The sequence below is a fragment of the Rhodococcus tukisamuensis NBRC 100609 genome, assembly GCF_001894985.1.
In the GTDB taxonomy this organism is placed as follows: Bacteria; Actinomycetota; Actinomycetes; order Mycobacteriales; family Mycobacteriaceae; genus Rhodococcus_G; species Rhodococcus_G tukisamuensis.
The window spans coordinates 92,319-109,504 of the sequence record NZ_BCXG01000015.1 but is presented as its reverse complement, the minus strand read 5'-3'; the positions used below and the strand labels follow the sequence as shown (position 1 = coordinate 109,504).

The window sequence follows — 17,186 nt, the reverse complement described above, 5'->3', positions numbered from 1 at the left end:
GTGCCCCGTCAACGCGTCGACTACGGACCCGAGCCGCAGCAGTTCGGGCACCTGTACCTGCCCTCCGTCCCGGTCACCGAGCCCGTGCCGGTGGTGATGCTCGTCCACGGCGGCTACTGGAGCGCCGACTTCCACCTGAACCTGGCGACCGCCCTCGCGATCGAACTGTCTCGGCTCGGGGTGGCGTCGTGGAACGTCGAGTACCGCCGGGTCGGCGCTGGTGGCGGCTGGGAGCAGACCAGTGCCGATATCGAGGCCGCGCTGGCCGCGGTCGGCGGCGTGCTGCCCGGCCTGTCGCCGATCCCGCTCGACCTCGGCAACGTCCGGGTGGTCGGGCACTCCGCGGGCGCGCAGCTGGCGTTGTGGGTTGCCGGGCAACGGGATTCCCAGATCCGCCCCGAGCGGGTCGTCGCGCAGGCGGGTGCGATGGACCTGGCCGCGCGGGCGGCCGGTCGCACCGCCGGTGCCGCCCTGGCGGCGTTCTTCGGCGCCCGGTACGAGGACGCGCCGGAGCTCTATCGCGACGCCTCGCCCGTGTACCGGGTCCCGATCGGCGTTCCGGCGGTCTGCATTCACGGCGCGGAGGATGTCCAGGTACCCGCCGCCGCCAGCCGCGCGTACCGGGACGCCGCGGCGGCGGCCGGGGACACGGTGGCGTTCTGGGAGGTGCCGGGCGAGGGGCACAACGACTTCCTCTCCCGCGGTTCCCGCAGCTGGGACCTCACCCTGCGGGCACTGCTCGACGACGATCCCTGGTCGGCGCCGCCGCAGTGACACAGGCCGGGCGCCGACGTGAGTCAGGCCCCAGGCCACCCGGCCCCCGGCGCCGGCGCGGGGGTACTGACCACGGTGCCGTCCCATGCCGTGTGGTCCGTGAACCGCTCGGCCCCGGGCCACCGCGCCGCGACGACGAAGAGGGTGGCGCCGTCCGCCCCGCCGAGCGCGCAGGCGAACGCGCCCCGGTCGAGTTGCACCCGATCGAGCACCTGACCGCCCTCCGCGACCCGCACGCAGCACCGGTCGCCGACGTCCGCGTACCAGGCGGCGCCTTCGCCGTCGAGGCAGATGCCGTCCGGTGAGTGGTTGCCGACGTCGGCCCACACGCGGCGGTTCGTCAGCGAACCGTCGGCCGCGATGTCGAAGGCGGTCAGCTGGTGACGGTAGGACTCGGCGACGACGAGGGTGGCGTTGTCGGCAGTGACCGCCATGCCGTTCGGGAAGGCCAGGTCGTCGGCGACAACGCGGACGCGCCCGTCCGTCGAAACCAGTGCCACGAATCCCGGCGCGCACTCACCCGCGGGAGGCCCCGCGGCGAACTCGAAGTTGACGTTGTTGACGTAGGTGTTGCCCCGGCCGTCGACGACGATGTCGTTGCTGCCGTACGGCGACAGCGCCGACAGGTCCGCGTAGCGCGTGAGGGTCCGGTCCGGGGACAGGCGGAGCAGCGCCCGCTCGGGGCCCGAGGCGAGCACCGGTGCACCGTCGGGCAGGAAGTCGAAGCACAGCGGCAACGACCGATGCTCGACCACGGCCTCGATCCGGCCCGCCGGGTCGATCGCGTGGATCACCCCGGCCGTCCAGTCCGCGAACCACAGTCGGCCGTCGTGCCAGCGTGGGGATTCCAGCTGGCCGAAGCCGTTCGCCAGTGTCTGCATCATTCGTATGATCCGCCTCCGGCTGTCGTTCAGGGGAGGTAGACGTCTCGAGCGGGCGAAACTCATCGGTGCGAGGCCGCCTGGGGACCAGGGGTGACTCGCCCCGATGGGCTGCGGGACTGGACGAGCTGCGGGCCTGAGCTCTGCACCCGGCTGGGGGGTTTACGTGTTGACTAGTATTGACACGGCTCGACGAGCAAGAGCGGAGGACGCCACGCGATGCGAACAGAACCGACCGCCGACCACGTCGACGTCTTGATCATCGGGGCCGGACTCTCCGGAATCGGCGCCGCGCATCATCTGCAGGAGAACTTCCCGGACAAGACCTACACGATCCTGGAATCGCGCGAGAGCATCGGCGGCACCTGGGACCTGTTCCGCTACCCGGGGATCCGGTCCGACTCCGACATGTACACCCTCGGTTACCGGTTCCGGCCGTGGACCGGGGGCAAGGCGATCGCCGACGGCCCGTCGATCCTGCAGTACATCCGGGACACAGCCGCGGACGCGGGGATCGACCGCAACATCCGCTTCCGGCACCAGGTGACTCGGATCACGTGGTCGAGCGCGGACAGTCGGTGGACGATCGACGCCCGGCGCAGCGACACCGGGGAACGGGTCACGCTCACCGCCGGTTTCGTCATGACCTGCAGCGGCTACTACCGCTACGACGAGGGGTACACGCCGTACTTCGCGGGTGTCGATCAGTTCGCGGGCCGGGTCGTCCACCCCCAGCACTGGCCCGAGGACCTCGACTGCGCCGGCAAGCGGGTGGTCGTCATCGGCAGCGGCGCGACCGCCGTCACGCTGGGGCCCGCCCTGGCGGAACTGGGTGCGCGGGTGACGATCCTGCAGCGTTCACCCACCTACATCGTGGCCGCGCCGGCGAAGGACGCCATGGCCTCGGCGCTGCGCCGGGTGCTGCCCACCCGCGCCGCCTACGCGGTGGCCCGGGCCAAGAACATCACCCGCTCGGTGGCGGTCTACGAGCTGTGCCAACGGTTCCCGCGGGCCGCGCGGGCTCTGATCCGGCGGGCCCAGGTCGGCCGGGTGGGTGAGGGTTTCGACATCGACACCCATCTCGCGCCGCGGTACGACCCGTGGGACCAGCGTCTGTGCCTGGTCCCCGACGGCGACCTGTTCCGCGCCCTACGGCGCGGCGACGTCGAGATCGAGACCGACCACATCGTCACCTTCACCGAATTCGGCCTCACGTTGCGGTCGGGTAAGCGGCTACCGGCGGACATCGTCGTGACCGCGACGGGCCTGAACCTGATCGCGTTCGGCGGCATCGAGATCGTCGTCGACGGCGACACGGTGTCGCTCCCGGAGACCATGGCCTACAAGGGCATGATGCTCAGCGGGGTACCGAATTTCGCGTTCGTCGTCGGGTACACCAACGCGTCGTGGACCCTCAAGGCGGACCTGGTGTGCGAGTACGTCGTTCGCCTGCTGGGCCACATGGACGCCGGCGGCTACGCGTCCTGCGTGCCGCGTCGTGACCCCGCGGTGGGAGAGGAGCCGTTCCTCGACTTCGCTGCCGGGTACGTGCTGCGCACGGTCGACAGTTTCCCGAAGCAGGGCGACGCGCCGCCGTGGCGGCTGCGGATGAACTTCTTCCGCGACCTGGTCACGTTGCGTCACGGTTCGGTTGCGGACTCGATGAGCTTCGCGTCCGCAGGAGACCCGGCGGGGGAGTCGGTGGGCCGCATCCCCTAGGGGTCATCGGCAGGTGCTGGTGACCTGCCGGCCTAGAAGACCTGGTTGTAGATGAGTGCTGGTGCAGCCCGTTCGAGCTGGTCCAGTTCCCCCACAATGGACACGAAGTGGGACGTCCTGGTGTGCGCGTCGAGGTGCTCCTGGGATTCCCATTCCTCGACCAACATCAGTTCTCGTGGATCGTCCTCCCGTTGCAGGAGTTCATAGCTCGTGCAACCAGGTTCCTTCCGCGTCTCGGTCACCAGCCGGTCGTACAGCGCGAGAACCCTGTCGAGGTGTTCGGTCGGCACGGTGCTTCCCACCATCACTCTGATCAACGCCTGTGCTCCATCTGCTCTGCACCCACTGCCGGGGCTTACGTGTTGACCAGTATCGACACTGCTCGAAGAGCAAGGGCAGTGGACACCACGCGATGCGAACACTCGGTCATTGCGCGCCTCCGTGTGATCGTCGTGTGCCGTCGTCGTGAGTGTGGGCGTCGTAGTGCTGCACGACGAGCCGCGCGAGCCGGTCCGGGTACTCCCAGAAGGCCTCGTCCAGCTCCTGCAGCCGGTCATGGTCGGACTCGGTGAGCAGACCTGGAAGGTCGGCGGGTGAGACGACCTCGTCGGCGTACGGCTCGATCACCGCATGCATCCTGCGGACGAGCTCTGCGGCCCTGCATGCACCGATCAGGTCGAGTGCGGCGACGGCGGTGAGATGGTTGCGCACGCCCCAGTTGCCGAAGAACTGCAAGAACCCGCCGTTGTTGATGTCGGCCTCCAGCCGCCACAGCGCGACCAGCTCGTGGTCACGCTGCGACAGGGCGTCCACGTCCCAGCCGGCCTGCTGCACGCGACCGAGCGCGGCCTCGTAGAGCCGGTCTTGGAGGATGTCCCAGATGCTCACCATGCCCTCGTCGTCGGGTTCCCAGAGCTCCGGCCAGTTCACACCGTGCCCGTCGTCGGCGTGCATCCAGCGGGTGCGCTCGGCGGGTGTCGCCTTCTCGACCCGGATGTACCGCACAAGCGGCGTCGTCACCACGCCGCCGTTCGCGAGGGTCAGGACGACGTCTGTGTCAGTGAAGGTGACCTCGGCGATGCGGAGGTCATTCATCCGGCGACCCCTCTCGCGCGTCACCGCTCCCACCCGACGGTGACACGGGCTGTGCGGACCGGACGGGTTGCCGGAGGATCGTCCTGAGCTTCGCCGGAGCCGTCCTGCGGGCGTCACTGAGATAGATCTCGTGGTGATCGCCGTTGAAGGCAAGTCCGTGCCCGGGCATGAACTCGTCGTGCAGCCGGGCCAGGGTGGGTGCCTCGTCGTCGTAGGGGCCGAGGTGCAGGATCTGCACGCTCCGCCCCTCGGCGAGGGTGATCGGGCGCAGCCGGTCCAGAGCGGGGAGATCCTTCTTGGCGCCGGCCTCCGCGCGCGCCCGCTCGATGTCGGCCGCGGTGATCCACTCGGGCTGCACGATCATCATCGTCCAGTCCCAACCGTCCTTGTCGCCGGTGACGAAGCTGCGCATGTCGGAGGCGCGCCACAGACCTTCGAGCGGCCCGACCACGAAGTCTCGGCCCACTGCGTTCTTGCTGGCGAACTTGATCGCGTACGCGGTGGCGTAGAGCGCCTCGACGGCGGCGGCGTGCGCGGGCGACGTGTTCGGGTCGCCGTGCCCGTCGACGGCGATGTATGTCAGCTCCGGGACGTCGACGAGTGCGAACGCCTTCGCGTTCGGTGCGTACAGCTGCTTGTGCGCCTTCTTAATGTCGTACTTGTCCATGCCGGCGGCTTTCTGTCGGGAGACGAGATCCTCGGTCCACTGAATGTCGGCCAGGATCATTGCCTCGCTGTAACGGAAGAGTTCGGCCGCGTGGTCGGGGAGCGGCGACTGCGCCCGCGACCGTTCGCGCAGCGTGTCGAGCTGCGCCCGGAGGCGCGCGGCCCGACGGCGAAGCCGATCCGTCACCTCCGGCGTGCCGAGGTCCGGGCTGTTGGCGATGCCGACGAGGACCCTCGCCCGGATCGGTGTGAGGGTGTCGACGGCGTCGAGCGTCTGCGCCGCCGCCAGCGCGTGACCTGCCTCGGTGAGCCGGTAGGTCGCACGCCGCGAACGGGGCTCGTCCGCGGACTCCGGCTCGACAAGGCCTCTGCGAGAGAGCTTGTCGAGGAGGTAGTAGATCGAGGAGAACCCCAACGAGGTCCACTCCCGCATGCCTCGGTCCTCGATCACGCGGTCGAGGTCGTAGCCGTGCCGGGGGCGCTCACTCAGGAGGCCGAGCAGGGTCAGCTCGGCATCCGTCAGATGGTCGGTCACGGGACTACTCTAGCGCTAGAGCAATCGGGGGGTGCGAGATCCGGTCTCGAGCGGTCCGTGGCCGAGCACGAACTGGAATTGCCGGGCGAGGCGGCGGTGGTCGACCAGGCGCGGGCGTGGAGCCGGGATGCCGGGGCGGGCGGTTGCCCGCGGCGGGTCCCGGCCGGGTGAACTCGGTGGGTGGCCGCGTGGACCCGCGATAGACTGCAGGCACAGGCATCGTCGAGTCAGGGAAGCAGGCCGAAGCCAACACGTGAGTGCAGACAGCGAAATGGGCGAGACCACGGTGACCTCGGTGTCGACGCCGGACGGGAGCCGGGACCGCCCGGCACAGCGTACGGTCCGCTCCAGCATGGAGATCGACCCCGAAATTGCGCTCCCGTTGCTCGGCTCCGCGGACGAGAACCTCAAGGCTCTCGAGCGGGCACTCACCGCGGACATCCACGTGCGCGGCAACACCATCACCCTCACCGGCACCAGTGCGGACGTCGCCCTGGCCGAGCGGGCGATCGGCGAACTGGCCGTCCTCGTCGCCCGCGGCCAGTCGCTGACGCCGGACGCGGTGCGGCGCAGCGTCGGGATGCTCACCGACGGCATGGGGGAGTCCCCGGCCGAGGTGCTCAGCCTCGACATCCTGTCCCGGCGCGGCAAGACCATCCGGCCCAAGACGGTCAACCAGAAGCGCTACGTGGACGCGATCGACGCGAACACCATCGTGTTCGGCATCGGCCCGGCCGGCACCGGCAAGACCTACCTGGCCATGGCCAAGGCCGTGCAGGCGCTGCAGTCCAAGAACGTCAGCCGCATCATCCTGACCCGGCCCGCGGTCGAGGCAGGCGAGCGGCTCGGCTTCCTGCCCGGCACCCTGCACGAGAAGATCGACCCGTACCTGCGGCCGCTGCACGACGCGCTGCACGACATGATGGATCCCGAGGCCATCCCGAAGCTGATGCAGGCCGGGGTGATCGAGGTGGCGCCGCTGGCGTACATGCGCGGACGCACCCTCAACGACGCGTTCATCATCCTCGACGAGGCGCAGAACACCACCGCCGAGCAGATGAAGATGTTCCTGACCCGGCTGGGTTTCGGCTCGAAGATCGTGGTCACCGGCGACGTCACCCAGGTGGACCTGCCCGGCGGCGCCCGCTCCGGCCTGCGCGCGGCCAGCGAGATCCTCACCGACATCGACGACATCCACTTCGCCGAGCTGACCAGCGCCGACGTGGTCCGGCACCGGCTGGTCTCCGACATCGTCGACGCCTACGAGCGCTTCGAGACCGAGCGCGTCGACGAGGTGACGCTCGGCAACCGGGCGCACCGGCGGTCGGCGTCGGCCCGCTCGCAGCGGCGCTAGTGCCGCCCCGTCCGTTGGACCCCACCACCGTCACCCACGCGGCCGCCCGAGGAGATCGACTGTCATGAGCATTGAGGTATCCAACGAGTCCGGGATCGACGTCTCCGAACCCGAGCTGATCAACGTCGCGCGGTTCGTCATCGCCCAGATGGACGTGCACCCGGCCGCCGAGCTGTCGATGGTGCTCGTCGACCTCGACACGATGGCCGAGTTGCACATGCGGTGGATGGACCTGCCCGGCCCCACCGACGTGATGTCGTTCCCGATGGACGAGCTCGAGCCCGGCGGACGGCCCGACGCGCCGGAGCCCGGCCCCGCCATGCTCGGCGACATCGTGCTGTGCCCGGCGTTCGCCGCCGACCAGGCCGCCAAGGCCGGTCACTCCACCGCGCATGAGCTGGCCCTGCTCACCGTGCACGGCGTCCTGCACCTGCTCGGCTACGACCACGCCGAGCCGGAGGAGGAGAAGGAGATGTTCGCGCTGCAGAACAGCCTGCTCGCCGACTGGTACGAGGACCTCGCCCGCGCCGAGCGGGAGGCCGAGCTGGCCGCCCGAGACCAGCGGCTGCTCGGCAAGACCGGGTTTGTCGACGGCCCCCAGCAGTGAGGCGGTGCCTACCGTGGAGTTCGGCGAACCCGGCGAGCCGTGAGTGTCCGTGACCGGTGACATCGGGCTGATCCTGCTGGCCGTCGTCCTCGTCCTGGTCGGCGGCCTGTTCGCGGCCGTCGACTCCGCGCTCAACACGGTCTCCCACGCCCGCGTGGAGGAGATGGTCAAGGACGGCCGCCCGGGTGCGCAGCGGCTGCTGGCCGTCGTCTCGGACCGTCCGCGGTACGTGAACCTGGTGGTGCTGCTGCGGATCGCCGCGGAGATCTGCGCGACCGTGCTGCTGGCCGCCGCGCTGCTGGACCTGCTCAGCCGCGGCTGGGCGCTGGTGATCTCGGCGGTGGTGATGATCCTGGTCAACTACGTGGCGATCGGCGTCGGACCGCGGACCGTGGGCCGTCAGCACGCGTACTCGATCGCGCTGGTCGGGGCGATGCCCCTGCAGGCGCTGGCGGTGCTGCTCAGCCCGATCAGCCGGCTGCTGATCCTGCTCGGCAACGCGCTGACCCCGGGCAAGGGCTTCCGCAACGGCCCGTTCGCCTCCGAGATCGAGCTGCTCGAGCTCGTCGACCTGGCGCAGGAACGCGGCGTGGTGGCCGACGAGGAACGCCGGATGATCCAGTCCGTCTTCGAACTCGGCGACACCCCGGCCCGCGAGGTGATGGTGCCGCGCACCGAGATGGTCTGGATCGAGGCGGACAAGTCGGCCGGCCAGGCCACGTCGCTGGCGGTGCGCAGCGGCCACTCCCGGATCCCGGTGATCGGCGAGAACGTCGACGACGTGCTCGGCGTGGTGTACCTCAAGGACCTGGTGGCGCGGACCTACCACTCCACCGACGGCGGCGGCGGCGTCACCGTCGAGGAGGTGATGCGGCCACCGGTGTTCGTGCCGGACTCCAAGCCGCTCGACAGCCTGCTCGCCGAGATGCAGCGCGACCGCAACCACATGGCACTGCTGGTCGACGAGTACGGCGGCATCGCCGGGCTGGTGACCATCGAGGACGTGATCGAGGAGATCGTCGGCGAGATCGCCGACGAGTACGACACCGACGAGACACCGCCGGTGGAGACGCTCGGCGACGGACGCTTCCGGGTGTCCGCGCGCCTGCCCGTCGAGGACCTCGGCGAACTGTTCGACATCGAGATCGACGACGACGAGGTCGAGACCGTCGGCGGGCTGCTCGGCTACGAACTCGGCCGGGTCCCGTTGCCCGGCTCCGAGGTGAACACCCACGGGCTGGCGCTGCGTGCCGAGGGCGGCGGCGACCCGCGCGGCCGGGTCCGGATCAACACCGTGCTGGCGTGGCGCCTGCCGGAACCGGACGACGAACCGGGTGGACGGACCGAGACCGGGAGGGGCCGACATGAGTGACCAACTCGCCGAGGAGGACGCCAAGCTGGTGGTCCTGGCCCGCGCCGCCATGGGACGCGCCGGCGGGCGCCAGGGCGCCGCCGTGCGGGACCTCGACGGCCGCACCTACGCCGCAGGTCCGGTCTCGCTCGACGCGCTGACCCTCACCGCGCTGCAGGCGGCGGTGGTCGCGGCGCTGTCGAGCGGTGCGCAGGGCTTCGAGGCCGCCGCCGTCGTCGACGCCGACCTGACCGGCACCGCCCAGGAGATCGTCGAGGCCGTCTGGAACGCCGAACCCGGCGTGCTCGCCCTCACCGAGGTGACCACGACCGTCAAACTCATCGCCGCCCGCGCCGACGGGTCGGCACCGCACGTCATGGGCTGGACGCCCGACAGCCCTACCGATGGAGAACACCTGTGAGTACTGAGACCGAATTCCGTTCCGGCTTCGTCTGTTTCGTCGGCCGGCCGAACACCGGCAAGTCGACGCTGACCAACGCGCTGGTCGGCAGCAAGATCGCGATCACCTCGTCGCGGCCGCAGACCACCCGGCACACCATCCGCGGCATCGTGCACCGCGAGAACTCGCAGCTGATCCTGGTCGACACCCCCGGCCTGCACCGGCCGCGGACGCTGCTCGGTCAGCGGCTCAACGACCTGGTGCGCGACACCTACTCCGAGGTCGACGCGATCGGCCTGTGCATCCCCGCCGACGAGAAGATCGGTCCCGGCGACCGCTGGATCCTCGACCAGGTGCGGCAGATGGCGCCGAAGACCACGCTGATCGGCATCGTCACCAAGATCGACAAGGTGAGCCGGGAGAAGGTCGCCGAGCAGCTGCTGGCGCTGTCGAAGCTGCTGGGCCCGGACTGCGACGTGGTGCCGGTCTCGGCCGCGTCGGGGGAGCAGGTCGAGGTCGTCGTCGACCTGCTCGCGTCGAAGATGGATCCCGGGCCGGCGTTCTACCCGGACGGGGAGCTCACCGACGAGCCCGAGGAGACGCTGATGGCGGAGCTGATCCGCGAGGCCGCGCTCGAGGGCCTGGGCGACGAGCTGCCGCACTCGCTGGCCGTCGTCATCGAGGAGATCATCCCGCGCGAGGGTCGCACCGAGAAGCAGGGCGAGCTGCTCGACGTGCACGCGCTGCTCTACGTGGAGCGGCCCAGCCAGAAGGGCATCGTGATCGGCAAGGGCGGCGTCCGGCTGCGCGAGGTCGGCACCAAGGCCCGCACCCAGATCGAGAAGCTGCTCGGCACCCGGGTGTTCCTGGAGCTGCACGTGAAGGTCGCCAAGGACTGGCAGCGCGACCCGAAGCAGCTGGGCCGCCTGGGCTTCTAGGCGGCTGCGCCGCCCGTGCGCGGTTGACGGGTCCACGGACCCGTCAACCGCTCACGGGTGCGGAGCGACCAGGGCCAGCTCGGCGACGGTGCCCGAGGCGATGGTCCGCAGGTGCTCGGTGACGGTCTCGATCGGCCAGTCCCACCAGGCGAGGGCGAGCAGTTCCCGAACCTCGTCGGGGGCGAAGCGGTCCTTGATGTGGACGGCAGGGTTGCCGCCGACGACGGCGTAGTCGGGAACATCGCGGGTGACAACGGATCCCGTGGAGATGATCGCCCCGTGTCCGATGCGGACGCCGGGCATGACGGTGACGTTGCCGCCCATCCATACGTCGTGCCCGACGACGGTGTCGCCCCGTGAGGGCAGGTCGGTCACCAGGTCGAGGTGTTCGGCCCACGCGCCGCCCATGATCGGGAAGGGGAAGGTAGAGACCCCGTCCATCCGGTGGTTCGCGCCGTTCATGATGAAGGTCGTCCCCGTGGCGAGGGCGCAGAACTTTCCGATCACGAGTCGGTCGGGACCGTAGTGGTGCAGCACGTTTCGCGTCTCGAACTGCTCGGCGAACTCGGGGTCGTCGTAGTAGGTGTACTCCCCGATCTCGATCAGGGGGTTGTCGATCAGCGGTTTGAGCAGGACGACTCGCGGCTGTCCCGCGACCGGGTGCACGGTCGTGGGGTCGGGGGCGTGGTGGGCGGACAATTCGGCTCCTCGGGTTGACGTCGCACCCGTGATCAAAGCAGGCGCCCGTCACCACCGCTCGGTCGTGGGTTCCTGACCCGCCGCGCTCGCGGAGAGTTGAGGCCGGAACCAGGGAAACAGGGGCGTCGAGACGAAACTCAGCTGTAGCTGTTGAGACAAAGCCGACTGGGCGAGGCGTACCAACATGATCCGGCGGGCCTTCCGGCGGTATCCCGCTACTACCGGGTATCGCCTGACAGGTCGTCCAGGATCTCCTCGCGATGCGCAAACGGCGAGAAGTGGCCGCCAGCGACGTACCGCGCTGTGCATTGCGGGAGGCGGTCGGCCAGTCGTCGCGCCAACTCGACAGGCACCTTCGGATCCTCGAGCCCATGCCACAACCGGACAGGGCCGGGGACGTCGGCCGGCTCGAATCCCCATGGTCGCAGATACTGCCGAAGGTCACGAGCTGCGGCAGCTCCACCCTGCAGGGAACTCTCCCGCATATCGGAGATGAACGCCGCGCGGCTGGCGTCGTTGCTGAGGAGCGAGCGGAAGACCTGGCGGTCGGACGTCGGGAGCGCGCGATCCATCCTCGCGATCAGCTTGTCGGCGTCCCCGTCGGCCGCCTTGGCCAACGTCGATGCGGTCAGGGCGCAGAGCGACCGCAGCAGCCACGGGGCACTTCGCGCGAGACGCCAATAGAGGGCGTCGCCCCGGTTGGCGGGGGTCCACCGTTCGTGTGCATCGACCGGCGGCATGCCGCTGAGGATCGTTGTGCTGGTGACGAGGTCCGGGCGTTGCGCACTGAGCGCCAGCGCGGGTCCCGCGCCCATCGACACGCCGACCACGGCCACCCGATGGAGACCGAGGTGCTCAGCCAATGCGGTCCCGTCCGCGGCCCATTGCCTGAATCCGCCGGCCGGGTGTGGTGACGACAGCCCGTAATGCGGGCGGTCGATGGCGATGACCCGGATGGCGTGGCGCTCGAGCAGCTCGCCCGGCATGGTCCAGCCCGCCATCCACCGAGAAGACGAGTAACCGTGGACGAAGAAGCAAGGCATGCCGGTGGGGTCACCGAATTCGGCGAATCCGATCCGGCGGCCGTCTTCCAGTTCGATGCTTGTCGAGGTGTCTTTCATGCGGAGGCCTGCTCCTCACGGCTCGGCCAGGTCGCGACCGTCTCGATTGCCCATTCGGCCCAGGAGATCATTGCCTCCAGGCGTCGGATCCCTGCCTCCAAACCGAGCAGTGCTGCTCGGTCAGCGGGACTGGCCAGGTCGAGACTCTGCTTGAGCACTCGCATTCCACGTAGCCGCGCTCGGTGGTACTCGAGCTCCCCGGACAGGAACTCTCGTGCCTCCTCCGGCTCGACGAGCCACAATGCGAAGGACCGCAGGACGGTCTCGTTCCTCAATGAGTGATCCGGGGCTGCGACGGTCAACCACTGGCGAAGCTCGGTCAGGCCGTCTTCGGTGATCTCGTACGGCCGGCGGCCGCGTGGACCTTCCCCTTGTTCACGTATCAACCCGTCGGCGGCAAGACGTTTCAACTCGGGATACACCTGAGTCTGCTTCGCGTGCCAGACGAACTTCAGCACGCCGTCGAAGCCGGGATGGTATCGCTCGACCCATCTCTTGACCGTGGGCCACGAGACCTGGAATCGGGCGGCAACTTCGCTGATCGGCCAACCGTCATCGACGACGAGGCGGGCGACCTTTAGCCGGTGGCGCGGTGTGAGAGCAGCGTTTGGGTGTGTCATGAATTCCCTCGGAGAAGCAAAGGGGCCAGCCGGATTCGGCTGACCCCTTCAGGTTGTGCGTGCAGTTCAGTTGGTTCGAGAAACCGCTGAGTGAATGGCCTTGGCGAGGTCGCGGGGACGGCTCCACATAGGCCAATGCCCCGTCGGGAGGTCGATGACGTCGAGGTCTTCGAGGTTCGCGACTTCGGCAAACATGGCATGGCCTGCTCGGGCCAGCTCAAGCACCTGCGCGCCCGGGATCGAGCAGCACACCAGGGTGGTCTGGACCTTGCGGCGGGCGTCGTTCGTGAGCTCGACGGGCTGACGAAGCACGGGGCCGGGCTCAGGGACGGCCCGGGCCCGAAAACGCTCGAGGACCTCTGCACTCAGGCCTTCGAGGCTCGCCTGCTGTGCGAGGATGTCGAAGGACGGCAGCGGAAGCTCCTTCAACCCCTCCGGGAGGTCTGGAGCGAAGACACTTCCCGTCGCCACCGGGCCGGAGTCGACCCACACCACCCGGTGGACAAGCTCAGGGTGTCGGTCAATGACGAGACTGACGGGAGCGTTGGCTCCACTGTGAGCGACGAAGAACGCAGGCTGATTCCCGTGTTGGGCAATGACGCCTAGGATCGCTGCGGCTTGATCGTCGAGAGTCTTCGCCGCACGCTCGGGATCGTCCCCGTCGAGACCAGGCAGCGTCATCGCGATTGCACGAGAATGGTCGGTTTTCAGGTGTTCAAGGACTTCATCCCACGCCCAAGCGCCCAGCCAGTGGCCGGCGATAAGGATGATGGTCGGACTGCTCATAGTGGTTGTCATGCCACAACTCTCGCAGGCCCTGCGGACAATGGTATGTCACTATTTATGTCATGAATTTGCCGGGGTCCGAACAGTGAAGCGAGCGGAACGGCTCCATGCAATATCAGAGATGTTGCGCCGCAGCGGCGCGCGGGGGGTCTCCGCCGAACGGCTGGCGAGAGAGTTCGAGGTGTCCGTGCGCACAATCAAGAGAGACCTCGATGCGTTGGAGAACAGCGGCGCGCCTCTATGGTCGCGCCCAGGTCCGGGCGGTGGATACGGATTGGCTACAGGCGCGTCCTTGCCACCCGTCAGTCTGTCTCCGGCGCAGGCTGTGGCGCTCATGGCGGCCGTGTCCGCTGCGCCCGATGCCCCCTACGCTGATCTGGCAGCAGCCGGCATCCAAAAGGTCTTGGATGTTCTCGATCCCAGAACGCGAGCAAGGGCCGACGATCTAGCCCGCCGTGTGTGGGTCAACGCGGTTCCCTCATCTTCACGCGCAACGAAGTCGGCCCTGGAGGAGGCGATGGCCGAGCAGCGAGTGATCCGTATTCGCTACACATCGAGAGACGGCACCACGACCACCCGCGACGTCGAGCCCGTGCTGTTCGCCTCCACGAACGGCCAGTGGTACTTAATTGGATGGTGCCGAAAGCGCGACGCAATGCGATGGTTTACCGTGTCGCGCATCGAGCAGGCCACCGTAACTAAGACGGCCTGCAGCGGCCACACCATCCACGAGGTCGGAGAACCCCCAGCGAACGCCAGACCGGTACACGGTCGGGGGGGAGTGAGTCACTCAATCAACCTTTCCGGTCAGTACACCTAGTCACACAAATCTGGATGAGCTCCAGGTTGTGGCGGCCAGGCGCAGGATCAGGTGGCCGACTGAAGCAGTCCACCGTGCCGTGGTGAAGTTTCGAGCAGCGGATTTGAATCTCGAGTCCGGGATGGCCACGTCTCCAGCGCCGCGATCACCCCCCCGTAGGTGGCGGTGTCGCTTGCCAGGGCGATGGGACCACCTCGTTGCCACGAGCATGGGACCACCCGAAGGTCCCATTGAGCATCACCTCGCTTCTGGGGCGGCGTTACCAGGCGACGAAGGCACCTGTACGGCGTCAGAAATCGACGAAGCCGGCGACCACTTGGTGAGCGGGAACCCGCGCGCCCTCCCGGACCGCGGGGCCGTCGCCTACGGAACGTAGACGGTTACGACGCCCGGCGTGTACGGGCCGGCGTCGGAAGTGGCGGCGACGACGACCTGCCCGGTCCCGGTCGGCAGGATCGCTGCCGGGTGTCCGTCCACTCCGGCCGACATCCGGGCGGAGCCGGAGGCTCCGCTCGACAGGTTCAGCCAGTGCACTTCGCCCGGGAGTAGGCACCCCCACCAGCCTTCCTTCGGTCCGGTGATCGTCACCGTCCCAGGCTGTTCGCCGACCACGGCCACACAGCGGATCGAGGGAACGTCGAGGCTGCCGTACGGGTTTCCGAACGGCGCGGGGTTGATCTGGAACGGCACGGTGACAGCGGCGGAGGCGACGGCCGCCGGCGTCAGAACCGAACCGGCCACGATGGCCGCGCAGGCGACCGATCGGCGAACGAAATCGATCATGGCGACCTCCAAGAAAAGCATCGCGGTGCAGGGTAATCCGGCGGGCAAGGGCTTCGTGATCACCAACAACTGATCACGGATACGGACAGTGTCCCCATCCCCACCACTCGCAAGGGGTTATGGCATTCAGTGCCTGGATCCAGTCTTTCGGCAGGTTCATGGTGTACCACCACAGTTGGAACACGTCGGGGAACCTTTCGGGTCAGGGGCAGTGTCCGCCGAAGTCGCATCCGAGATCGGCCACAGCGTGATCCGCCATGCCTGGGGCAGCGGTAGTTGCCGTCCAACTGCCATATCCGGTCAATTGCGTCTGGCGGCAGCATCCGCAACACCTCCGGGATGGGTGATTTGTCCCGACCGTCCGAACAGCCTATCGGGAGGGTCAATGTCCGACCCTTCGTTGTCAATGTGGTGACGCTGCGGTACTGGCACCTCGAACGCAACCTGCCCGACCCCTGGGGACAGGTACTCGGGGAACCCGATCCTCGGCCCGCCGTTTCACGGCGGCGATGTTCTCGCGAGGGGCCTCACGATCGGTGGGACAGCACTGCCAGACGGAGGGGAGAGGGTGGATGCGGGGTGTCGCGGCGACGGGGAATCGAACCCCCACCCTTACGGATACCGGGGATACCGGATTTTGAACCCGCGCGTCTGCCGGTTCCGCCAGGCGGGGGTGCCCGTCGTCGACGAGGATGCATGCCAGACCACGTGGACGGCATCGGAATCCGGCCTGTGCCGGTGGAGTCGTTGCCGTCGTTGCCGTCGTTGCCGTCGTTGCCGTCGTTACCGGAGCGAGGCAGACTTGTTTCGACGCTGGCCTGCACAGTCGCAGCAACCGAGGAGGCAATCGTGGAGTTGCACATCGTGGCGGTCGACAAGCCCGACGACATGAACGTTGTCGTCGGGCAGGCTCACTTCATCAAGACCGTCGAGGACCTGCACGAAGCACTGGCTGGAGTGAGTCCCCACCTCCGGTTCGGCGTGGCGTTCTGCGAAGCTTCGGGCCCTCGCCTCGTGCGCTGCTCGGGCAACGACGACCGCCTCGTCGAGTTGGCCACGCGCAACGCACTCACGGTCGGCGCGGGCCACTCGTTCTTCGTGTTCGTCGAGGAGGGCTATCCGGTGAACATCCTGAACACGCTGAAGCAGGTGCCGGAGGTGTGCGGCATCTTCTGCGCTACGGCCAACCCCGTCGAGGTCATCGTGGCCGAGACGGAGCTCGGCCGGGGCATTGTCGGTGTGATCGACGGGTACCCACCTGCCGGCGTGGAGACGAGCGGCGATGTCGCAGACCGCAAGGCGCTGCTCCGCACGATCGGTTACAAACTCTGAGCGCCCTCGTCGCGTGGATCGAGCGGACCTCGAATCAGTGAGACTGCATCCAGTCCACCGCATCTTCGCCCGGCGGTCTCCGGACCGCCCTTCAGATCACCACGCTCCCATAGGGTCCGGCGGGATGTGCCCAGCCGTTGGGCGGCCGAACTCCTGGGCTGACATCAGAAGGGATCGAATCATGAACAGCACGTGGCGAGCCGTCGGTGATTCCCTCAGCCTTGCAGCAGCGATCGCCCTCTCGCCGGGGCTCGCATCAGCCGACCCGGTGTTGATCAGCGGCGACCCGGCCCCCGGCGTCCAGGGCTCCTTGTACCTCGACGATGCCAGGGACCCCGCATGGACGTGCGCGGTGTTCGCGACGGCGGGGATAGGGACCGCCGTGGTACCGCCGGGATTGGGTGTCGTCACCCACCCTGGCGGTTATGTCGGATACGGTCCCGCCCTCCCGGGTTTCTATTCGGGACCCGCCTTCGTGAATGGGCTCTGCTTCAACGCCGCCCTCGAACTCACTGCAATCCCCGGGAATGTGGGGTGAGCCAAGCCGGCAGATCGGCTCGCGTGGATGGTTCGGCATCGCCCTCCCAGTCGGGCCGGCGGCTCGAGATCGATCGCCACGGCAAGACCGACCGATAGTTTCGACGCCGACACTGACCCCGCAGTGGTGGCAGCATTGGCGCTGGTACGGCCGTCGTTGACCGCGCT

At 68.3% G+C, this 17,186-nt stretch carries 20 protein-coding genes and 2 pseudogenes; 11 read left to right on the top strand and 11 right to left on the bottom strand.

Features of this window, described 5'->3' with window-relative positions:
* Entirely contained in the window at nt 1-774 is a 774-nt protein-coding gene (locus RT2_RS16495; RefSeq protein ID WP_072845871.1) for an alpha/beta hydrolase family protein, read from the top strand.
* A gap of 23 nt (nt 775-797) precedes the next feature.
* On the opposite strand, the gene RT2_RS16490 is transcribed toward RT2_RS16495, so the two are convergent.
* A complete protein-coding gene (locus RT2_RS16490; protein ID WP_072845870.1) occupies nt 798-1,658 on the bottom strand; it encodes an SMP-30/gluconolactonase/LRE family protein in 861 nt (286 codons plus the stop codon).
* 216 nt (nt 1,659-1,874) lie between these two features.
* On the opposite strand from RT2_RS16490, the gene RT2_RS16485 reads away from it, so the two are divergent.
* A complete protein-coding gene (locus tag RT2_RS16485) occupies nt 1,875-3,374 on the top strand; it encodes a flavin-containing monooxygenase (protein ID WP_072845869.1) in 1,500 nt (499 codons plus the stop codon).
* 32 nt (nt 3,375-3,406) lie between these two features.
* Here RT2_RS16485 and RT2_RS16480 read toward each other — a convergent pair whose 3' ends face one another.
* The 4 genes and pseudogenes from RT2_RS16480 to RT2_RS26510 all read right to left on the bottom strand — a co-directional run.
* A complete protein-coding gene (locus RT2_RS16480; protein ID WP_245709380.1) occupies nt 3,407-3,682 on the bottom strand; it encodes a putative quinol monooxygenase in 276 nt (91 codons plus the stop codon).
* A gap of 118 nt (nt 3,683-3,800) precedes the next feature.
* A complete protein-coding gene (locus tag RT2_RS16475; RefSeq protein WP_072845867.1) occupies nt 3,801-4,469 on the bottom strand; it encodes a DMP19 family protein in 669 nt (222 codons plus the stop codon).
* A complete protein-coding gene (locus tag RT2_RS26515; protein ID WP_245709379.1) occupies nt 4,462-5,136 on the bottom strand; it encodes a GyrI-like domain-containing protein in 675 nt (224 codons plus the stop codon). Before RT2_RS26515 ends, RT2_RS16475 begins: the two co-directional genes overlap by 8 nt.
* Before the next feature lie 297 nt (nt 5,137-5,433).
* Nucleotides 5,434-5,670 (bottom strand): annotated as a pseudogene (locus tag RT2_RS26510) (PadR family transcriptional regulator); the annotation flags it as partial.
* Between the two features lie 271 nt (nt 5,671-5,941).
* Here RT2_RS26510 and RT2_RS16465 point away from each other — a divergent pair.
* The 5 genes from RT2_RS16465 to era all read left to right on the top strand — a co-directional run bounded on the left by RT2_RS16465 (nt 5,942) and on the right by era (nt 10,320).
* On the top strand, nt 5,942-7,024 hold the full coding sequence (locus tag RT2_RS16465) for a PhoH family protein (RefSeq protein ID WP_072845865.1): 1,083 nt from the start codon (nt 5,942-5,944) through the stop codon (nt 7,022-7,024).
* Nucleotides 7,025-7,088: 64 nt separating this feature from the next.
* Nucleotides 7,089-7,631, top strand: a complete 543-nt coding sequence (gene ybeY / locus RT2_RS16460) for an rRNA maturation RNase YbeY (RefSeq protein WP_072845864.1) — start codon at nt 7,089-7,091, stop codon at nt 7,629-7,631.
* Nucleotides 7,632-7,680: 49 nt separating this feature from the next.
* Nucleotides 7,681-9,003 carry a hemolysin family protein gene (locus RT2_RS16455; protein WP_072845898.1) on the top strand — a complete coding sequence of 441 codons (1,323 nt, stop codon included), beginning with the start codon at nt 7,681-7,683 and terminating at the stop codon, nt 9,001-9,003.
* On the top strand, nt 8,996-9,403 hold the full coding sequence (locus RT2_RS16450; protein WP_072845863.1) for a cytidine deaminase-like protein: 408 nt from the start codon (nt 8,996-8,998) through the stop codon (nt 9,401-9,403). Before RT2_RS16455 ends, RT2_RS16450 begins: the two co-directional genes overlap by 8 nt.
* A complete protein-coding gene (gene era / locus RT2_RS16445; protein WP_072845862.1) occupies nt 9,400-10,320 on the top strand; it encodes a GTPase Era in 921 nt (306 codons plus the stop codon). Before RT2_RS16450 ends, era begins: the two co-directional genes overlap by 4 nt.
* A 51-nt stretch (nt 10,321-10,371) precedes the next feature.
* On the opposite strand, the gene RT2_RS16440 is transcribed toward era, so the two are convergent.
* The 5 genes and pseudogenes from RT2_RS16440 to RT2_RS16425 all read right to left on the bottom strand — a co-directional run bounded on the left by RT2_RS16440 (nt 10,372) and on the right by RT2_RS16425 (nt 13,558).
* Nucleotides 10,372-11,019: a CatB-related O-acetyltransferase gene (locus tag RT2_RS16440; protein ID WP_083577426.1), complete on the bottom strand. Its 648-nt coding sequence runs from the start codon at nt 11,017-11,019 to the stop codon at nt 10,372-10,374.
* 218 nt (nt 11,020-11,237) lie between these two features.
* Nucleotides 11,238-12,140, bottom strand: a complete 903-nt coding sequence (locus tag RT2_RS16435) for an alpha/beta fold hydrolase (protein WP_072845861.1) — start codon at nt 12,138-12,140, stop codon at nt 11,238-11,240.
* Nucleotides 12,137-12,598 carry a PadR family transcriptional regulator gene (locus RT2_RS16430; protein WP_245709377.1) on the bottom strand — a complete coding sequence of 154 codons (462 nt, stop codon included), beginning with the start codon at nt 12,596-12,598 and terminating at the stop codon, nt 12,137-12,139. The genes RT2_RS16435 and RT2_RS16430 overlap by 4 nt, the downstream gene beginning before the upstream one ends.
* A 9-nt stretch (nt 12,599-12,607) precedes the next feature.
* Nucleotides 12,608-12,760 (bottom strand): annotated as a pseudogene (locus RT2_RS26505) (helix-turn-helix domain-containing protein); the annotation flags it as partial.
* Between the two features lie 66 nt (nt 12,761-12,826).
* Nucleotides 12,827-13,558 (bottom strand): alpha/beta fold hydrolase, encoded by a 732-nt coding sequence (locus tag RT2_RS16425; protein WP_072845859.1) that lies wholly within the window; start codon nt 13,556-13,558, stop codon nt 12,827-12,829.
* A gap of 28 nt (nt 13,559-13,586) precedes the next feature.
* Here RT2_RS16425 and RT2_RS16420 point away from each other — a divergent pair, with 28 nt between their 5' ends.
* Nucleotides 13,587-14,366, top strand: a complete 780-nt coding sequence (locus RT2_RS16420; protein ID WP_255312546.1) for a helix-turn-helix transcriptional regulator — start codon at nt 13,587-13,589, stop codon at nt 14,364-14,366.
* Nucleotides 14,367-14,729: 363 nt separating this feature from the next.
* On the opposite strand, the gene RT2_RS16415 is transcribed toward RT2_RS16420, so the two are convergent.
* Nucleotides 14,730-15,056: a hypothetical protein gene (locus tag RT2_RS16415; protein WP_245709376.1), complete on the bottom strand. Its 327-nt coding sequence runs from the start codon at nt 15,054-15,056 to the stop codon at nt 14,730-14,732.
* Between RT2_RS16415 and RT2_RS26500 the strand changes: the two genes are divergently transcribed.
* From RT2_RS26500 to RT2_RS16405, 3 genes are all read left to right on the top strand, one after another.
* The gene (locus RT2_RS26500; protein ID WP_245709395.1) at nt 14,944-15,222 is read left to right on the top strand and encodes a hypothetical protein; all 279 of its coding nucleotides are present in this window, start codon (nt 14,944-14,946) and stop codon (nt 15,220-15,222) included. The two genes, RT2_RS16415 and RT2_RS26500, sit on opposite strands and share 113 nt — an antisense overlap.
* A gap of 776 nt (nt 15,223-15,998) precedes the next feature.
* Nucleotides 15,999-16,481 (top strand): adenosine-specific kinase, encoded by a 483-nt coding sequence (locus RT2_RS16410; protein ID WP_072845857.1) that lies wholly within the window; start codon nt 15,999-16,001, stop codon nt 16,479-16,481.
* 181 nt (nt 16,482-16,662) lie between these two features.
* Complete coding sequence (locus tag RT2_RS16405) at nt 16,663-17,019, top strand: hypothetical protein (protein WP_072845856.1); 357 nt, start codon at nt 16,663-16,665, stop codon at nt 17,017-17,019.
* Nucleotides 17,020-17,186 lie beyond the last annotated feature (167 nt).